The sequence below is a fragment of the Solidesulfovibrio carbinoliphilus subsp. oakridgensis genome (genome assembly GCF_000177215.2).
In the GTDB taxonomy this organism is placed as follows: Bacteria; Desulfobacterota; Desulfovibrionia; order Desulfovibrionales; family Desulfovibrionaceae; genus Solidesulfovibrio; species Solidesulfovibrio carbinoliphilus.
Window position 1 is genome coordinate 1,335,783 of the sequence record NZ_CM001368.1, and the last position, 14,919, is coordinate 1,350,701.

Below are 14,919 nucleotides of genomic sequence, written 5' to 3' on the forward strand. Positions count from 1 at the left end.
TGTTTCCAACGGAGGTGTCCCCATGCCGTCACGCGCCAAAGCCGTGGCCGCCCTGGTTGCGGCCATGGTCCTGGTCGGATCGTCGGTGGCCGTGGGCCGGGTGCTGGTCGCCGCCCTGCCGCTTTATTTCGCGTCCATGGTCCGGTTCGCCCTGGCCGCGGCCGTGCTGGCCCCCCTGGTCCTCCTGGTCGAGGGCCGCCTGCCGCGCCTGTCCCTGCGGACGCTGGCCCTCTTGTCCGCCCAGGCCCTTTGCGGCTCCTTTCTCTTCACGGTCTGTCTGCTGACCGGCCTGCGCCTGACCGGTGCGGCCGAGGCCGGGGTAGTGGCCGCGGCCACGCCGGCGGCCGTGGCCCTTCTGGGCCGGCTTTTTTTCCGCGACCGGCTGTCTGCCCGCTCCATGGCCGGCATTGCGGCCACCGTGGCCGGCATCGCCGTCCTTCAGGCCGGAAGCGGCCCGGGATCCGGCCCGTCGCCGCTCCTTGGCAACGGGCTGGTGCTTTGCGCCGTGGGATTCGAGGCGGTCTTCCTGCTCCTGCGCCGGGCCGTGGACCAGCCCCTGACGCCCCTTGGCGCGGCCTTGGCGGTCTCGGTCCTGGGGCTGGCCTTTTTCCTGCCGCCGGGCCTTTGGGAGGCGGCGGACCTGCCGGGCGCGGCCCTGACGCCGGCCGCCCTGGCCGCCCTGGCCTACTACGGCCTGGGTGTCACGGCCGCGGCCTACATGCTGTGGTTTTACGGCGTGGTGCGGGTGGACGCAGCCACGGCCGGGGTGGCCACCGGCGTCATGCCGGTGGCGGCCCTGGCCTTTGCGGCCGGACTGTGCGGGGAACGGGTCGGCTGGCCGGCACTTGGCGGCTGCGCCGGGGTGCTGGCCGGCATCCTGTGCCTGGCCCTCGGCGGGGAAGGAAAAAAGGCGGGGGCAACGGACCGGGCCGCCCTCCTGACGGAAGGACGGCCCGGCTCCGGATCAGGAACCGGCGCTCTTGGGCGGCGGCACGTACCCGTCCGGAAGCGGCGGGGCCGGCTCCACCACGGGCGGGGCGTAGCGGACCTTGCCCGGGGCCGGCTCCACGGCCCGGGGCGCGACCGGGGACTTGGCCGGAGCGGACGACGCTGCCGGCGCGGCCGGTGCGGCGGCCGGCTTGGCGGCGGGCTTGCCCGAGGGCTTGGCGGCCGGCGCGGAACCGGCCGGCCGTTCCTCGGCCAGACGGGGCTCGGTCACGCCGACGGCCAGCAGTTCGGCCTCGAGTTCGGCCCGGCTGCCTTCCTTGACGGCATAGACCCGGTAAAAGGCCTTGTTGTTGAGTTTGCCCGGCTCCATGCGCGCCCCGAAGCCCTTGCTCTCCAGGGAGGCCACCAGTTCCTTGGCCTTTTCCGGGTGGGCGAAGTTGCCGACCTGGAAGGTGAAGAGGGCCCGCTCGCCGGCGGCGGCCGGCGCGCCAGCGGGAGCGGCCGGGGGTGCCGGCGCGGCCTGGGACCCGGAAAGGGCCTCGGGCGCGGCCACGGCCGCTCCCGCCGGCTGGGGCGCCGGGGCCGGCGTCTCGGGCGCGACCGGAGCCGGGGTGAAGGGCTTTGGCGTATGGGCCTGGGGTCCGGCCGGGGCCGGAGCCACGACCGGCGGCGCGTAGGTCGAAGCCGGCGCGGCCGGTGGCGGCGCATAGGCCGGAGGCGGCGGCGCGTAGGCCGGGGCCGGCGGGGGCGGGGCCGGAGGCGGCGGGGGCGGCGCATAGGCCGGCGGCGGGGGCGGCGGCGGTGTCCGGGACCAGCCCGTGTCGCTTGGAGACTCCGGTGCCGGGTGGCCCAGGATCTCCTTTTCAAAAGACTTGTCCGCGGCGCATCCGGCAAGGCCCAGGGCCAGCAGGACCGACGCGGTGATCAGACGCCGCATAGGGCGACTCCTTTCTCGTGTGGGGTTGGCGGGGACGGACGGTCATCCCATTCCCACAAGCTTGCAGAGGGTTTCCTTGGCGCCGTGGAGCGCGTCCATGCCGGCGGCCAGCCCGTCGCGGTCCCCGGAACCGGCGGCCCGTTCCACGGCTGCGGCGGCGCGGCTCAGGGCCACGGCCCCGATGGTCGCGGCGGCGCTTTTGATGGTATGGGCGTGCAGGGCCACCTGCTTCAGGTCCCCGGCCCAGACGGCCTCGTCCAGAAGCGTGCGGCGCTCGGTCACCTCGTCCCAGATGCATTCGAACAGGCGGCCGAAGGCGGCCCGGCCGACCCCCATGCGCCGCCGGGCGGCTTCGGGATCGAACGCTTCGCCGCCCGTACCCGGCTCTTCGCCGGTGTCCGGCCTTCGCGCGCCGCAGGGGTACATTCCTTTCATGGAACCTCCGCACGGCAACGGCCGCGGGACACCCGGCCCCGGACCGGCTATTGCAAAAAGACCACTTCCGTGCCGACGTCGATCAATTTGGCCATGTCCTTGCCCTCGTCGTTTTGCATCCGGATGCAGCCGCTGGTCACGGGCCGACCGATGGACCCGGGATTGTTGTTGCCGTGGATGCGGTAGCCGTAGCCGTGGGACAGGATGATCTTGAACGGGCCCATGGGATTTTCCTTGACCCCGGGCTTGACCACTTCGGGCAGTTGCTTGCCCTTTTTGAGGGCCCGTTCCTTCATGGCCGGGGTCGGCCGCCACCAGGGCTCGAAGCTGATCCCGGTCACCACCCCCCAGCCTTGCGGTGCTTCCATGTCGCGGCCGGGCACGGCCACGGCGTAGCGCCTGGCCAGGTGCCGGGTCCCGTCGGGCAGGTTTTCATACAGATAGAGCGTGCGTTGCGAGAGCCGCACCTCGATGGAATACCGGTTCTTGCTGGCCAGAAACTCTGCCATCTGGTCGTCCGGCAGGCCCGGTTGGTAACGGGCCTCGCCGGATTTGGCCAGAGTGGCCAGATAAAGATCGAGCCCGCCGCCGTCGGCGACCGGCACGTAGGCCGGGCCCGCCACCGCCGGCACCGCCGCCATGGCCGTAACGACCGTCTTGTGCCCCGCCGCCTCCGGACGCCCGGCCACGGACGCGCACGGCAAAGCCGCCACCAAGCCAAAGACCAAGGCCACAACCATCCAACCCCGCATCGTCTTCCCCTCCCGGCGCGACCGGTCCCGGGCCTGCCCCCCGGCGTCCCGTCCAGACCCTTGCACCCGCTGTCTTCGCCCCCTCAGGCGGTCTTGTAGCGCACGAGCGGCCGGCGACGGCCGGTCGGGCGCAAAAATTCCACATCCGGCCGGCCCAGGGCGACCACGGCATGGACGGCCTCGCCTTTGGGCAGTCCTATGGCCGCCGCCACCCGCCGGTCGTGGCGCAAGGCCTCCACGGCGTAGCCGATAAGGCAGGTGCCAAGGCCCATGGTGTGGGCGGCGAGCAGCATGTTCTGGGCGGCCAGGAGCGCGTCCTCGGCCGGACAGCTGGCCCCGGGCCGCGAGCCGATGACCACCGCCGCCGTGGCTCCGTGGAAAAGCCGATCCGTCCGGTCCCGGTCCCACTCGGCCAACGCCGCCGCGACCGACGGGTAGTGGTCCCGGTAATAGTCGGCAAGCTCCCGCCGGCCGATGAGGGCCAGTCCCTTTCGCACATAGGGTCTGGCCGCAAGCGCGTTCACCCGCCGGAAAAATTCGGCCACCGCCTCGCCAAGGCTCATGACCGCCGCCCGCGAGGTCAGGACCGTGAAGGTCCAGGCCTGGGAATTGGTGCCGGACGGAGCCGTGACGGCGGCCCGGACCAAATCCTCGAGCATGGGGCCGGGCACGGCTTCGCCGGTGTAGCGCCGGCAGGAGCGCCGCGACCGTAGCAGGTCGACGAGCATGGCCGGAGAAAAGCCGCCGGGCGGCACGATCTGTCCGGTCGGAGCGATGGTGGAGAAGGAGGCTGCCCAGTCGTCGCCGGGAAGTGTCACCGCCCCGGCCGGGCACACGGCCTCGCAGTGGCCGCAGCCGATGCACCCCGTCTGGCGGGCCACCAGCCGCCCGCCCGCAAAGGCCAGGACGCCCGACGGGCAAAGGGCCACGCAGGCCCCGCAGCCCTGGCAGGCCTCGGCGTCGATCCTCGGTGCGATTGCTTCCATGCCGTCCCCCGGGCGGCGGCGCCCGTCAATTCAGGCGGCCGGCCGGCCGCCTGGTCTGGCTGGGCCGGTCCGCGCCGTCGGCCAGGGTCGGTTCGGCCCGGGCCAGACGTCTTGCCGCCACGAACCACCGTTCGTAGTCCGTGCCGGCCAGACGGTCAACGCCCACACCGCCCCGGCGGGGGCTTGAATGGAGCATCTTGCCGCCGCCAAGATAGATGCCGACGTGGCTGATGCCGACATTCGGGTCCGTGGCGAAAAAAAGCAGGTCCCCGGGCACAAGCTCCGTGGCCCCGACCGGTGTGCCAAGCCCGGCCTGCAGCCGGCTCTGGCGCGGCAGATCCACGCCGCACTTGGCGAAGACGGCCTTGGTCAGGCCCGAGCAGTCGATGCCCGAGGCCGTGTCCCCGCCCAGCCGGTAGGGCGCGCCGAAGTACGGCTCGGCCAGGCGCATGATCCGTTCGCCACGCTCGGGGATTGGCCCGAGATCGGCCGGCATGGCGGCCACGGGCAGGCGCGGCGGCGGCCCGCCCATGGCGTCCTGTTGGCGCAGGGCCCGCATGACGGCGTCGTGGTCGGCGTTCCCCTCGTAGAGGGGCTTGTAGAATTCGTTGACCTTGCGCGAACTGGTGTGGAGCATGCCGAGGCTGTCCTCGTAGCCGTAGATGGTCCGGGCCCCGGCCGGCGCGGCCGGACAGGCCAGGGCAGCCAGGAGCGTCCCCCAGAGGATGCTTCGCCAGGAAACGGAAAAAAATCGGACTGTCATTCGCCGCCCTCGTAGGTGATGCTGCGGGAATCGCCGATGCGCGTGGTTTTGACGCATTCCCGACGGAAGGCGCACAGTTCCTGGCCGCACCGGTCGTGCACGCCCCAGGCGAAACACGGGGCAAACCCCTCGCCCTGCTGCACGGCCCGCACAGCGTCAATAGTGGTCAGGCCGGAAACGTCAAGGCCGAGCTCCCGGGCCTTGGCCTTCAACTCGCGCACGTCCAGGCCCATGGGCCCGTAAAAGGCCTCCCGGCACAGCCCCGCCTCGGGCGTGTCGAACAGGCGCATGACGACCATGGCCCCGCCGCCCTCGGCGTCACGCAGCTCGATCTCGCCGTTGTGTTCGAGCACGGCCTTGCGGGCAAGCGTCAGGCCGATGCCCGCCCCCCGGGCCTTGGTGGTGAAAAACGGATCGAACACGAACGGCAGCAGGTCGCGCCGCACGCCCGGCCCGTCATCCACGATGCGAAGAACCACCCCGTCCTCGCGCCGGGTCAGGGACAGGGTCACCCGCACGGTGTCGTGGCCGGAAAATTCCACGGCATTGAGCAGGATCTCCTGCAACGCCTGGGCCAGGAGCGTCCTGTCGGCCACGATCTCGGCCTCCTCCAGGCACCGGGAGCACTCCAGGCGCTTGTGCAGGGCCACGGCCGCCTCTTCGGCCCGGCCCGCGGCCTCTTCCGCCAGTTCCGACAGATTGACGGCCAGCAGGCGGGGCTGGGGCAGGGAGGCCAGACGCACCACCGCCCCGACCAGCTCTTCCAGGCGCCGGGCCTCCTGGAAGATGATGTCCGGATATTCGGTCTGCAGGTGGCGGTCCTTGTGTTCGCGAAGGAGTTTCAGGGCGAAGCCGCCGATGGCGGCGGCGGGATTGCGGATCTGGTGGGCGACCGAGAGGGCCAGATTATTGAGGCTCTCGATCATGTCGTACTGGAGGCGGTTTTTTTCGCGCAGGATGGCCGTCTCCCGCTCGCGGCTGCGGTAGAGGGCCGTCACGTCGTCGATGAGCAGGGTGACGCCGACCCGCTTGCCGCCGATTTCCGGGCAGGAGGCGGTCATGGAGAACCGCCGGGGCTCGCCGTCCGGGCGCAGGTAGTCGGTCAGGCAGTGGCGGAAGGCCCGGCCGGACTCCACGGCCTCGGCCAGGTTGCGGTTGAACTGCTCGTTGGCCGGCTCCGGCCGCACGAGCCTCCTCCAGCCGTGGCCTTCCAGGGAATCCGGCGACAGGCCGAGGAGCACCCCGGCTGAAGGGCTGGCCACCATGACGTCCCCTTTCGGGCCGATGACCAACAGCCCGACCGGAAGCGCCTTGATGACGTTTTGAACCAGTATCTGTCTGACGCTTGGCATGGCGAATCCGGCCGCCAAAGCGGCCCCTCCGCCCGCCCGGCCGACCCGCTCCCGTCGCGGGCCGACCGGGAAGGAAACGACTTACGGTGTTTTCGTCTGGGCCGCCGCCTTGGGATCCTTGGCGATGGCCACGTATTCCTCAAGGGCCTCGAGGGGAACCGCGCCGCGCACCGGCGCGCCGTTGACGAGAAAGACCGGCGTGCCTTCGAAGCCGAAATTCCGGGCTTCCTTGACGTCGCTGTCGATCCGGTCGGCCAGGTCCTTGCGTTTCAAGTCCTCGGCCAGACGCTTCTGGTCGGCGCCGAGTTCCTTGGCCATGGCGGCCAGGGCTTCCTCGCCCTTTTCCGCCACGTCCTTTTGCCGGGAGAAGGCCATTTCCATGAAGGCCCAGGCCTTTTTCGGGTCCTGCAGGTTGAGGGCCTCGAAGTAGAGGGCCGCGCGGACGTCGTTTTTGCCGGTGGCGAAGTGCTTGAACACGAGGCGCACCTCGCCGGGATGCCGCTCCAGGAGCTTTTGCACGGTTCCGGCGGCCTGGGCGCAGAAGTGGCACAGGAAATCGGAATATTCCACAATGGTCACGGGGGCGTTTTGCGGCCCAAGCGAGGCGCGGCCGGGATCCATGGCCGGCTTCAGAGGCTTGGCCAGTTCGCTGGCGAAACGGGCGCGCTCGAGGGTCCGCTGCCGGGCCCGGGCCGCGTTCTCGATGATTTCAAGGACGGCCGGGCCTTGCTGGCGGATGGCGTCCAGGATGATTTCCGGGTGCTCCTGCAACACGGTCCGCATCCGGGCCACGTCGTCGTCGGCCAGGGCCGGACGGGCAAGGGAGGCGAGCAGCAGGGCGGCCGCCGTCAACGAATTCCATTTTCGCATGATTCCTCCAACCTTCCGCCAAGGCGGTCTTGATGCTGTCCGTCCATAGATCGTTTCGCCGCGTCTGTCACCCACGCCGCTTCCCACCCCGCGCGCCGGGCCGGGGCAGTCCCCGCTTCCCCTCCATCGACTCGGGCGGCCGGGGATGGTAGAGGCCGGCCATGGGATACCTGCTCCTCATGGCCGCCCTTGTCGCCTGCCTGCTGGCCTTTTGCCTGTCCGGCCGGAAAAGCCGGCCCGGCGGCACCTGACTGCCGGACGCCTGCCGCCGGCGGCGGCGCGGTCCCGAGGCGTGACGGCAACCGTCCGCAATCGATCCCAAGGAACCGACGTGACACGCACACCCTTCCCCGTATGGCCGCTCGCCGCCTGCCTGCTGGCCCTGCTCGCCGCCTGCTCCCGGCCCCCGGCCGACGACGCCGGCCGCAAGGCCCGGGTGGAAAAACTCTTCGCCGAGGCCCAAAAAGATTTCCCGGCCGCGCCCGGGATCGCCCCGGAAGAGGCCGTGGCCCTGTGGCGGCAGGGGCGGCTTTTGCCCCTCGACATCCGCACTCCGGCCGAACGGGCCGTGTCCGCCCTGCCCGGGGCCGTCACTGAAGAGGCCTTCCGGGCCGATCCGGCGCTCGCCGCCGGCAAGGTGGCCGTGGCCTACTGCACCATCGGCTACCGCAGCGGGCTTTTCGTCCAAAACCTCGGCCCGGGCCATCCGTCGGTGGCCAACCTGGCCGGCGGCATCCTCGGCTGGCTCCACGCCGGCGGCACGCTCACCGACCCGGCCGGCCGGCCGACCACCCGGGTCCACGTCTACGGCAGGGCCTGGGACCTGGCGCCGCTCGCCTACACCCCGGTCTGGTGAGGCGGCCGGCCATAGTAGCGCCGATAATAGGCCCGCCCCGTCGGATCGGCCCACCCCAGGCGACGGGCCATGAGGTAGCCGGCAAAAAGCCGCAGCACCCGGACCACCTTGGCCCCGAATCCGGGCCCTTCCCACCGCCGCCCCGAAACCGCCAGTCCGCCGCCCAAAAGAACCGTCTCGCCGGCCTCGCGAAGGCGCAAGGCCAGTTCCACGTCCTCCATGAGGGCCATGTCCGGAAAGCCGCCCCGGCCATCGAGGGCCTGGCGGCGGAAAAACTGGCCCTGGTCGCCGAAGCTGATGCCCGTCATCCGGGCGCGCCAGGCATTGAGGGCAACGAGCGCGGCCAGCCCCGGCCCTTTGCCGGCAAAGGCCATGCCGACCGCCCCGCCGGCCAGGGCGGGATGGGCATTGAAGGCCCGGACGATCCGGCCGGGCACGTCCTCCCGGCACACGGCGTCGGCATGGAGCACCAGCACGGCGTCGCCGCCGCAGGCCGCCACCCCGGCCGCGATCTGGCCGCCCCGGCCGCCCGCGGCCGCGACGACCTTCGCCCCGCCCGCCCGGGCCACGGCCACCGTGGCATCGGCAGAGCCGCCGTCGGCCACCACCACCGAAACGATCTCCCCGGCCGCGACCGCGCCGGCCAGGGAAGCCAGGCACGCCCCCAGGCGCGCCGCCTCGTTTCGGGCCGGCACCACCACGGACAGGCCGGCCACCGGCCCAAAGAGCGGCCCAGCCCCGGGCCCGGACACCCAGGGCCGGTACCAGCCCCAAACCACCAGTCCGGCCCAGGGCATCCAGGCCGCGGCCAGGGCCAGCCCCTCGCCGCCAAGCCCGGCCGGCCGCAGCCAGGCCGGAGCCGTGACCAGTCCCTGGCCGGCCAAAAGCCACCACACGGACCGGTCCGGCCGCACCAGCCACAAGGGAACAAGGGCCAGGAAATACCAGGGATAGGCCGAGGGCAGGCAGGCCAGGACCACGGCCATGGCGGCCAGGGGGCCGCGCCTTTGGTCCTGGACCGTCAGCCACACCCCGGCCAGGACCACCCCTCCCACGACCAGGGACACTGCTGGCGCGCCCCGGCCACAGAGCGGCTGGAGCAGGGCCACGACCGGACCGCCGTGGGACAGATAACCGGCAAAGGCGGCCAGCGAGGAAAAAAGCTGCCCCCCGGCCTCGGCGTACAGGCCGAAGAGGGCCAGGGGCACGAAGGCCGGCCACAGTTTGCCGACGTTTTTTCCATCAAGGAAAAAGGGGATCAAAACAAGGGCCGGGTACTTCACCATACCGGCCGCGCCCAGGCACAAAGATCCGAGCCCGTGGCGGCCCCGGGCGAAGGCCAAAAGACCAAGAGCCACCCCGAGTCCGACCAGGGCGTCCAGATGCCCCTCCCCGGCGGCCATGCCCAACGCCAAGGGATTGGCAGCCCACAAGAGCAGCAGGGAGGCCGGCAGGCCACGCCTGGCCAGGACCAGGGCCATGACCGCGCAGCCGGCCAGGTCCGCCAGCCCGGCCGCTGCCTTGAATCCAAGCGGCGTCGGGGAGAGGGCCGCCACCAGCCGGCAATAGAGCTCGGCCAGGGGCGGATAGGCGGCGGCGAGCTCCTTGTGGTTGACCCCGGGGAGGGCCGGCCGGGCCGCCTCCGGCAGCCGCTCGGCCAGTCCCGGCTCCCCCGGCGCGGTCAGGTACGGATTGCCTCCGGCCGCCTGCAGGACCCCTTCCACGATGTAGCGGTTGACGTCGGAATCGGCCGGCCAGGCCCAGACGAAAAGGAGCCGCAGGACCAGCCCGGCCGCCAGGATGCCGGCCGTGCTCCGCCCCCGTCCCCAGCCCCCGGGCCACCACCGCACCAACACGGCCAGGGCGGCAAACGATAAGACCCAGCACGCCCCATACACCTCCCGCCCCGCCCCATACCGCCCGCAAAGGGCCAACCCGAGGAGGGCAAACGCGAGGAGGAGGAGGCCTCCGGCGGCCAGGAGAGGCGCCGCCTCTCCTGGACCTCTCCGCTGGGGCGCTGCCCCAGACCCCGCCAGGGCTCTGCCCTGGACCCGCCGGGGGGGATCATCCCCCCGGACCCCCCGAATGGAGTGGCAACAAATTCCTGCCGATCTATTGGCACCATAGCCGTCTGCAATGCTCCTTCCACCTCGCCCCGTCCCCGGGGCGACGGGCCTGTGTGGCCGGAAACGACCACCAGCCCACCCGCTTCCCCAACTCCCGCCCCCCCCGTTCGGGGGGTCCGGGGGGCGTGACGCCCCCCGGCCGCCGGAGGCCTCTTCCTCCCCGTCCCTCTCCCCATCACTGCCCGTTGAGCGACCAGTCGTAGGCCTGATAGGCGAGCTTGCGACTTGGCGCCGCGTCCATCCGGCGGGCGAGGTCCGGGTTGGCGTAGCGGCGGAGAAAGTCCCACACCCCGGCCTCGCCGCCGAAGTCGTCGGCGTACCAGTCGAAGATACGGCTGACGCGGAGCGTGCCGTCGTTAAACGCGGTGTTGCGGGGATCGTTTATGAAATTCCGGGCGGCCGCGTCCAGGGCGGCGTCGAGGGTCGGGCCGGCGTAGGGCACGGCGGCCAGGGGCGGGCAGCTTTGGGAAGCGCAGTTGACGGCGAAATGGATGCGCGGATCGTGGAAGCGGGACCGCAGGATGCCGTGCTCGATGTCGTCGAGGCTGACGACCCGGCCGGCAAGATGGATGAACGGCTGTTTCCAGGGGGACGTGAAGAGGCTGCCCGCGTCCTTGATGGACCGGATGCCGGGGTAGCGGGTCAGGACGAGCTTGAGCGTGGCCGCGTTGTAGAGGTTGCTGTAAAAGGCGATCTGGCTGTTTGGGTCGAGGACGGACGGGTCCACGGCGGCCTGGGCGGCCAGGAAGGCGTCGAGTTGCCCTTCCCGGGCCTTAAGCGTGTTGTAATCCACGCGGCCGTCCGTGACGGCTGCGCGCAGCAGCTCCGCGTAGAGGGCCGCCGGATCGTCGGCGCGGCCGGATGCGGCGGCCAGCAGGCTAAGGCAGAGGGCAAGGCCGAAGACCAGGTTCCGGACCATGTTCCCTCCCAGGCGGGCCGGCGCGCCACCCGCTAATTGAGTTCCTCGCACAGGGCTTCGCCGAGGCCGCCGGGGCGCAGGGGACGCCACGGCATCCCGGAGGCAGCCACCACGCGGTCGAGCACCTTGCCGTTTTTCCCGTACCACCACGCGCTCATCCGGGCCTGCCGCCTGCCCGGACAATCGAGGGTCACCTGCTCCACCACGAAGGCCACCACGTCGCCCACGCCGTGCTCGGCCGCGATGTCGCGGCCCTCGTCCTCGGCATAGACCCGCTTGACCCGCGCCCGGACCAGATCGCCGGTCCTGCGCACCGAATGGCGGTCATAATAGAGGGCCACGGACTGATCGTCATGGGCGGCCAGAAACCGCCAGTCCGTGGCCAGGGCCGGACAGGCCATCGCCAGCAACGCCGCAAGCACCAGGCACACCCGCATCATGGCTTCTCCCCTTCCCCGGCAACGCGCCGCCATTCCCAGGGTTTCCTCTTACCACCGGGCCGGCCCCCGCACAAGGCGAAGAGGCCAGGGCTTACCGTTTCACCATTCCCGGGGCCCTTTGACGGACCGGGCAAAGGACCTTATGGTGGATCGGGGAGTCGGACAGGCCATCGTCGCGGACGGCAACGTCCGGGGAGGAAAGTCCGGGCTCCACAGGGCAGGACGCTGGGTAACGCCCAGCGGGAGCGATCCCGGGAGAGCGCCACAGAAAGCAGACCGCCCGCGCCTTCGGGCGCGGGTAAGGGTGAAACGGTGGGGTAAGAGCCCACCAGTTGCCGCGGTGACGCGGCAAGCTCGGCAAGCCCCGTTCGGAGCAAGACCAAATAGGAGGGCGCCAAGGCCGGCCCGGCCGTGCCCTCGGGTAGGTTGCTTGAGGCCGCGGGTAATCGCGGTCCTAGAGGAATGATGGCCGCCCCGGAATTTCCGGGGAACAAAACCCGGCTTATCGGCCGACTCCCCTTTTTTTCATCTCCTAACCAAAGGATGCCCCGTGTCCGTTTGGACCGTGCTGCTCGCCGCCGGGTCCGGCACCCGGCTGGCCGCCGCTTCGTGCGGCGTCAAGAAGCAGTTCCTGCGACTGGACGGCCGCCCGCTCTACTGGCGCGCCCTGACCGCCTTTGCCCGGTGCCCGGCCGTGGCCGGCATTGTGGTGGTCTTCCCCCCGGACGACCTCGAGACGGCCGGGGCCGAACTGGAGGCGCTTATCGCCACCCGCCATCCCGGCGTGCCGGTGCTGACGGCCCCCGGGGGCGCCCGCCGCCAGGATTCGGTCCGAAACGGGCTGGCCGCCCTGCCGCCCCACTGCCGGCGTGTGCTCGTCCACGACGCGGCCCGGCCCTTTGTCGATCCGGCGCTCATCGGCCGCGTGGCCGACGCCCTGGCCCAAGGGAAAAGAGCCGTCATCCCGGTTTTGCCCGTCACGGACACCATCAAGGAAGTTTCCGGCGACACCGTGGTCGCAACGCATGATCGCAGCGCCCTGGTCGCGGTCCAGACCCCCCAGGGCTTTGACGTGGCCCTGCTCCTTGGCGCCTTCGAGCACGCCGGTGAGACGTTCACCGTCACCGACGACGCCAGCCTGGTCGAACACCTGGGCCAGGCCGTCCACACCGTGCCCGGCGCGCCGGAGAACGTCAAAATCACCAATCCCGAGGACTTGCCCTTGCTCGCAAGCACCCTTCCCCCGGCCGTTCCCGTGACCGGCTACGGCTACGACGTCCACCGCTACGCCGATCCGGCCCGGCCCGGCAAACAGCCGGCCCGGCCCATGAAGCTCGGCGGCTTCCCCATCCTCGGCGCGCCGGAGGTCCTGGCCCACTCCGACGGCGACGTGCTGCTCCATGCGCTGACCGACGCCGTCCTCGGCTGCGTCGGCGGCGGCGACATCGGCCAGCTCTTCCCGGACACCAACCCGGATTTCGACAACATGGCCTCGGGCGTGTTCCTGAGCGAAGCCCTGCTGTTCGCCCGCAGCCGGGGCCTGGAAATCACCCACGTGGACCTGACCGTCATCGCCCAGGTGCCCAAGCTCGCGCCCCACAACCACGCCATCCGCGTCAACGTGGCCGCCCTGCTCGGCCTCGACAAGTCCCAGGTCAACCTGAAGGCCACCACCGAAGAGGGCCTCGGCTTTACCGGCGAGAAAAAAGGCATCAAGGCCGTGGCCCTGGTCACCGGCTGGCGGCATGCCGCAGCAAAATAGAAACGAGGCCTCCGGCGGCCGGGAGGGGGTCACCCCCTCCCGGACCCACCCGAACAAGGGCGCGGGGATGGGTAAGCGGGTGGGGCGGTGGCCGGAAGCGGCTGTGCGACGGAAGACCACCCGACCCTTGAAGAGTTTTTGGGGAAAGCGGGGGGTCCGGGGGGAGGAAACCCCTTTTTGCAAAAAGGGGTTTCCTCCCCCCGGCTTGACTTTATGAACGCGCTTTGCAAAGGGTGGGGACTTTTCTCACCGGAGGCTTGGCATGCAGCTTTTCAATACCATGGCCCGGGGCAAGGAGCCCTTCGTTTCCCGCCTGCCCGGCAAGGTGGCCATGTATGTCTGCGGAATCACCGCCTACGACCTGTGCCATATCGGCCATGCCCGCTCGTCGGTCGTCTTCGATGTGCTCGTGCGCTATCTGCGCCATCTCGGCTATGAGGTCACGTTCGTGCGCAACTTCACGGACGTGGACGACAAGATCATCAAGAAGGCCAACAGCGAGGGGGCGACGTCCGCCGAGATCGCCGAGCGTTATATCGCGGCCTTTTACGAGGACATGGACCGGCTCGGCATCCTGCGGGCCGACGCCGAGCCCCGGGCCACGGAATACATCGCCGAAATGGCGGACATGGCCGCGCGCCTGATCGAAAACGGCCACGCCTACCGCACTCCCTCCGGGGATGTCTATTTCCGGGTCCGCTCCTTCGACGGCTACGGCAAGTTGTCCGGCCGGGACGTCGAAGACATGCGCTCCGGGGCCCGGGTCGCCCCGGGCGAGGAAAAGGAAGACCCGCTGGATTTCGCCCTGTGGAAGGCGTCCAAGCCCGGCGAGCCGGTCTGGGACAGCCCGTTCGGCCCGGGCCGGCCGGGCTGGCACCTGGAGTGCTCGGTCATGAGCGAAAAGCTGCTCGGGATTCCCATCGACATCCACGGCGGCGGCCAGGACCTCATCTTCCCGCACCACGAAAACGAGATCGCCCAGAGCGAGGCCGCCACCGGCAGCGACTTCTGCCGGTTCTGGGTCCACAACGGCTTCGTGCGCATCAACACCGAGAAGATGTCCAAGTCCCTTGGCAACTTCGTCACCATCCGGACCATTTACGAGCGCTACTTACCGGAAGTGCTGCGTTTTTTCCTGGTGTCCTCCCACTACCGAAGCCCGCTTGACTATTCCGACCAGGCCCTCGACGAGGCGGAAAAGGGCATCAAGCGCATCTACGCGGCCAAGGGCCAGATGGAGCAGGCGCTCACCCGGGCCAAGTGGTCCGAGACCAAACTTCCCCCGGAGATCGGCCAGGAGCTCAACAAGCTCGAAGAGGGCTTCACCGGCGCCATGGACGACGACCTGAACACCGCCCAGGCCATCGGCCACGTCTTTGGGCTCGTCCGGCTGGCCGGCCGGGTCCTGGACGACAAGACGCTGGCCAAAAGCCGCGAGGCGGCCGAGGCCCTGGGCCGCATCCTGGCCGACCTGGACACCTGGTCCGGCATCCTCGGCGTCTTCGGCCGGGACAGCCGGGAATTCCTGGCCGAGCTCAAAGCCAGCCGGCTGGCCCGCCTGGGCATCGACGCCGCCCGGGTGGACGGCCTTGTGGCCGAACGCCAGGAAGCCAGGAAGACCAAGGACTTCGCCCGCTCCGACGCCATCCGCGACGAACTGGCCGGCCTTGGCGTCACGGTCATGGACACCCCCGCCGGCCCCCAGTGGGACGTGGCCTGACCCGTCCCTATGCCGCCCAGTCCCGTCCGGCGTAGCCGGGCGGCCTGACGGCC

General features: G+C 70.6%; 13 protein-coding genes, 1 other RNA gene and 1 pseudogene. 5 read left to right on the forward strand and 10 right to left on the reverse strand.

Annotated elements, in window-relative coordinates:
- Positions 1–22 precede the first annotated feature (22 nt).
- Positions 23–826: pseudogene (locus tag DFW101_RS18935) on the forward strand (DMT family transporter); the annotation flags it as partial.
- Between the two features lie 138 nt (positions 827–964).
- Here DFW101_RS18935 and DFW101_RS06005 read toward each other — a convergent pair.
- From DFW101_RS06005 to DFW101_RS06035, 7 genes are all read right to left on the reverse strand, one after another.
- Positions 965–1,885: an SPOR domain-containing protein gene (locus DFW101_RS06005; protein ID WP_009180621.1), complete on the reverse strand. Its 921-nt coding sequence runs from the start codon at positions 1,883–1,885 to the stop codon at positions 965–967.
- 42 nt (positions 1,886–1,927) lie between these two features.
- Positions 1,928–2,320 carry an Hpt domain-containing protein gene (locus DFW101_RS06010; protein WP_009180622.1) on the reverse strand — a complete coding sequence of 131 codons (393 nt, stop codon included), beginning with the start codon at positions 2,318–2,320 and terminating at the stop codon, positions 1,928–1,930.
- 47 nt (positions 2,321–2,367) lie between these two features.
- Complete coding sequence (locus tag DFW101_RS06015; RefSeq protein WP_232286160.1) at positions 2,368–3,060, reverse strand: L,D-transpeptidase; 693 nt, start codon at positions 3,058–3,060, stop codon at positions 2,368–2,370.
- 95 nt (positions 3,061–3,155) lie between these two features.
- The gene (locus DFW101_RS06020) at positions 3,156–4,058 is read right to left on the reverse strand and encodes a nitroreductase family protein (protein ID WP_009180624.1); all 903 of its coding nucleotides are present in this window, start codon (positions 4,056–4,058) and stop codon (positions 3,156–3,158) included.
- A gap of 25 nt (positions 4,059–4,083) precedes the next feature.
- Entirely contained in the window at positions 4,084–4,821 is a 738-nt protein-coding gene (locus DFW101_RS06025; protein ID WP_009180625.1) for a C40 family peptidase, read from the reverse strand.
- Complete coding sequence (locus tag DFW101_RS06030) at positions 4,818–6,173, reverse strand: two-component system sensor histidine kinase NtrB (RefSeq protein ID WP_043643218.1); 1,356 nt, start codon at positions 6,171–6,173, stop codon at positions 4,818–4,820. Before DFW101_RS06030 ends, DFW101_RS06025 begins: the two co-directional genes overlap by 4 nt.
- A gap of 81 nt (positions 6,174–6,254) precedes the next feature.
- Positions 6,255–7,043 carry a DsbA family protein gene (locus tag DFW101_RS06035; RefSeq protein ID WP_009180627.1) on the reverse strand — a complete coding sequence of 263 codons (789 nt, stop codon included), beginning with the start codon at positions 7,041–7,043 and terminating at the stop codon, positions 6,255–6,257.
- A 331-nt stretch (positions 7,044–7,374) separates the two neighbouring features.
- Here DFW101_RS06035 and DFW101_RS06040 point away from each other — a divergent pair, with 331 nt between their 5' ends.
- The gene (locus DFW101_RS06040) at positions 7,375–7,899 is read left to right on the forward strand and encodes a rhodanese-like domain-containing protein (RefSeq protein ID WP_009180628.1); all 525 of its coding nucleotides are present in this window, start codon (positions 7,375–7,377) and stop codon (positions 7,897–7,899) included.
- Here the strand turns inward: DFW101_RS06040 and DFW101_RS18635 are convergent.
- From DFW101_RS18635 to DFW101_RS06055, 3 genes are all read right to left on the reverse strand, one after another.
- Positions 7,881–9,797 (reverse strand): glycosyltransferase, encoded by a 1,917-nt coding sequence (locus tag DFW101_RS18635; RefSeq protein WP_009180629.1) that lies wholly within the window; start codon positions 9,795–9,797, stop codon positions 7,881–7,883. The genes DFW101_RS06040 and DFW101_RS18635 overlap by 19 nt on opposite strands.
- 403 nt (positions 9,798–10,200) lie before the next feature.
- Entirely contained in the window at positions 10,201–10,944 is a 744-nt protein-coding gene (locus tag DFW101_RS06050; protein WP_009180630.1) for a DUF547 domain-containing protein, read from the reverse strand.
- A 32-nt stretch (positions 10,945–10,976) separates the two neighbouring features.
- Complete coding sequence (locus DFW101_RS06055) at positions 10,977–11,384, reverse strand: surface-adhesin E family protein (protein WP_009180631.1); 408 nt, start codon at positions 11,382–11,384, stop codon at positions 10,977–10,979.
- A gap of 154 nt (positions 11,385–11,538) precedes the next feature.
- Here DFW101_RS06055 and rnpB point away from each other — a divergent pair.
- The 3 genes from rnpB to cysS all read left to right on the forward strand — a co-directional run bounded on the left by rnpB (position 11,539) and on the right by cysS (position 14,866).
- Positions 11,539–11,905, forward strand: an RNA gene (rnpB, locus tag DFW101_RS18770) — RNase P RNA component class A.
- Between the two features lie 29 nt (positions 11,906–11,934).
- On the forward strand, positions 11,935–13,146 hold the full coding sequence (ispD, locus tag DFW101_RS06060) for a 2-C-methyl-D-erythritol 4-phosphate cytidylyltransferase (protein WP_009180632.1): 1,212 nt from the start codon (positions 11,935–11,937) through the stop codon (positions 13,144–13,146).
- Positions 13,147–13,408: 262 nt separating this feature from the next.
- Positions 13,409–14,866: a cysteine--tRNA ligase gene (gene cysS / locus DFW101_RS06065; RefSeq protein ID WP_009180633.1), complete on the forward strand. Its 1,458-nt coding sequence runs from the start codon at positions 13,409–13,411 to the stop codon at positions 14,864–14,866.
- The last annotated feature ends 53 nt before the right edge of the window (positions 14,867–14,919 follow it).

Coding starts and splice junctions, on each gene's coding strand:
- DFW101_RS06005 (WP_009180621.1), bottom strand. CDS start 1,885: ATGCGGCGTCTGATCACCGCGTCGGTCCTGCTGGCCCTGGGCCTTGCC.
- DFW101_RS06030 (WP_043643218.1), bottom strand. CDS start 6,173: ATGCCAAGCGTCAGACAGATACTGGTTCAAAACGTCATCAAGGCGCTT.
- DFW101_RS06050 (WP_009180630.1), bottom strand. CDS start 10,944: ATGGTCCGGAACCTGGTCTTCGGCCTTGCCCTCTGCCTTAGCCTGCTG.
- DFW101_RS06010 (WP_009180622.1), bottom strand. CDS start 2,320: ATGAAAGGAATGTACCCCTGCGGCGCGCGAAGGCCGGACACCGGCGAA.
- DFW101_RS06015 (WP_232286160.1), bottom strand. CDS start 3,060: ATGGTTGTGGCCTTGGTCTTTGGCTTGGTGGCGGCTTTGCCGTGCGCG.
- DFW101_RS06025 (WP_009180625.1), bottom strand. CDS start 4,821: ATGACAGTCCGATTTTTTTCCGTTTCCTGGCGAAGCATCCTCTGGGGG.
- DFW101_RS06035 (WP_009180627.1), bottom strand. CDS start 7,043: ATGCGAAAATGGAATTCGTTGACGGCGGCCGCCCTGCTGCTCGCCTCC.
- DFW101_RS06020 (WP_009180624.1), bottom strand. CDS start 4,058: ATGGAAGCAATCGCACCGAGGATCGACGCCGAGGCCTGCCAGGGCTGC.
- DFW101_RS06055 (WP_009180631.1), bottom strand. CDS start 11,384: ATGATGCGGGTGTGCCTGGTGCTTGCGGCGTTGCTGGCGATGGCCTGT.
- cysS (WP_009180633.1), top strand. CDS start 13,409: ATGCAGCTTTTCAATACCATGGCCCGGGGCAAGGAGCCCTTCGTTTCC.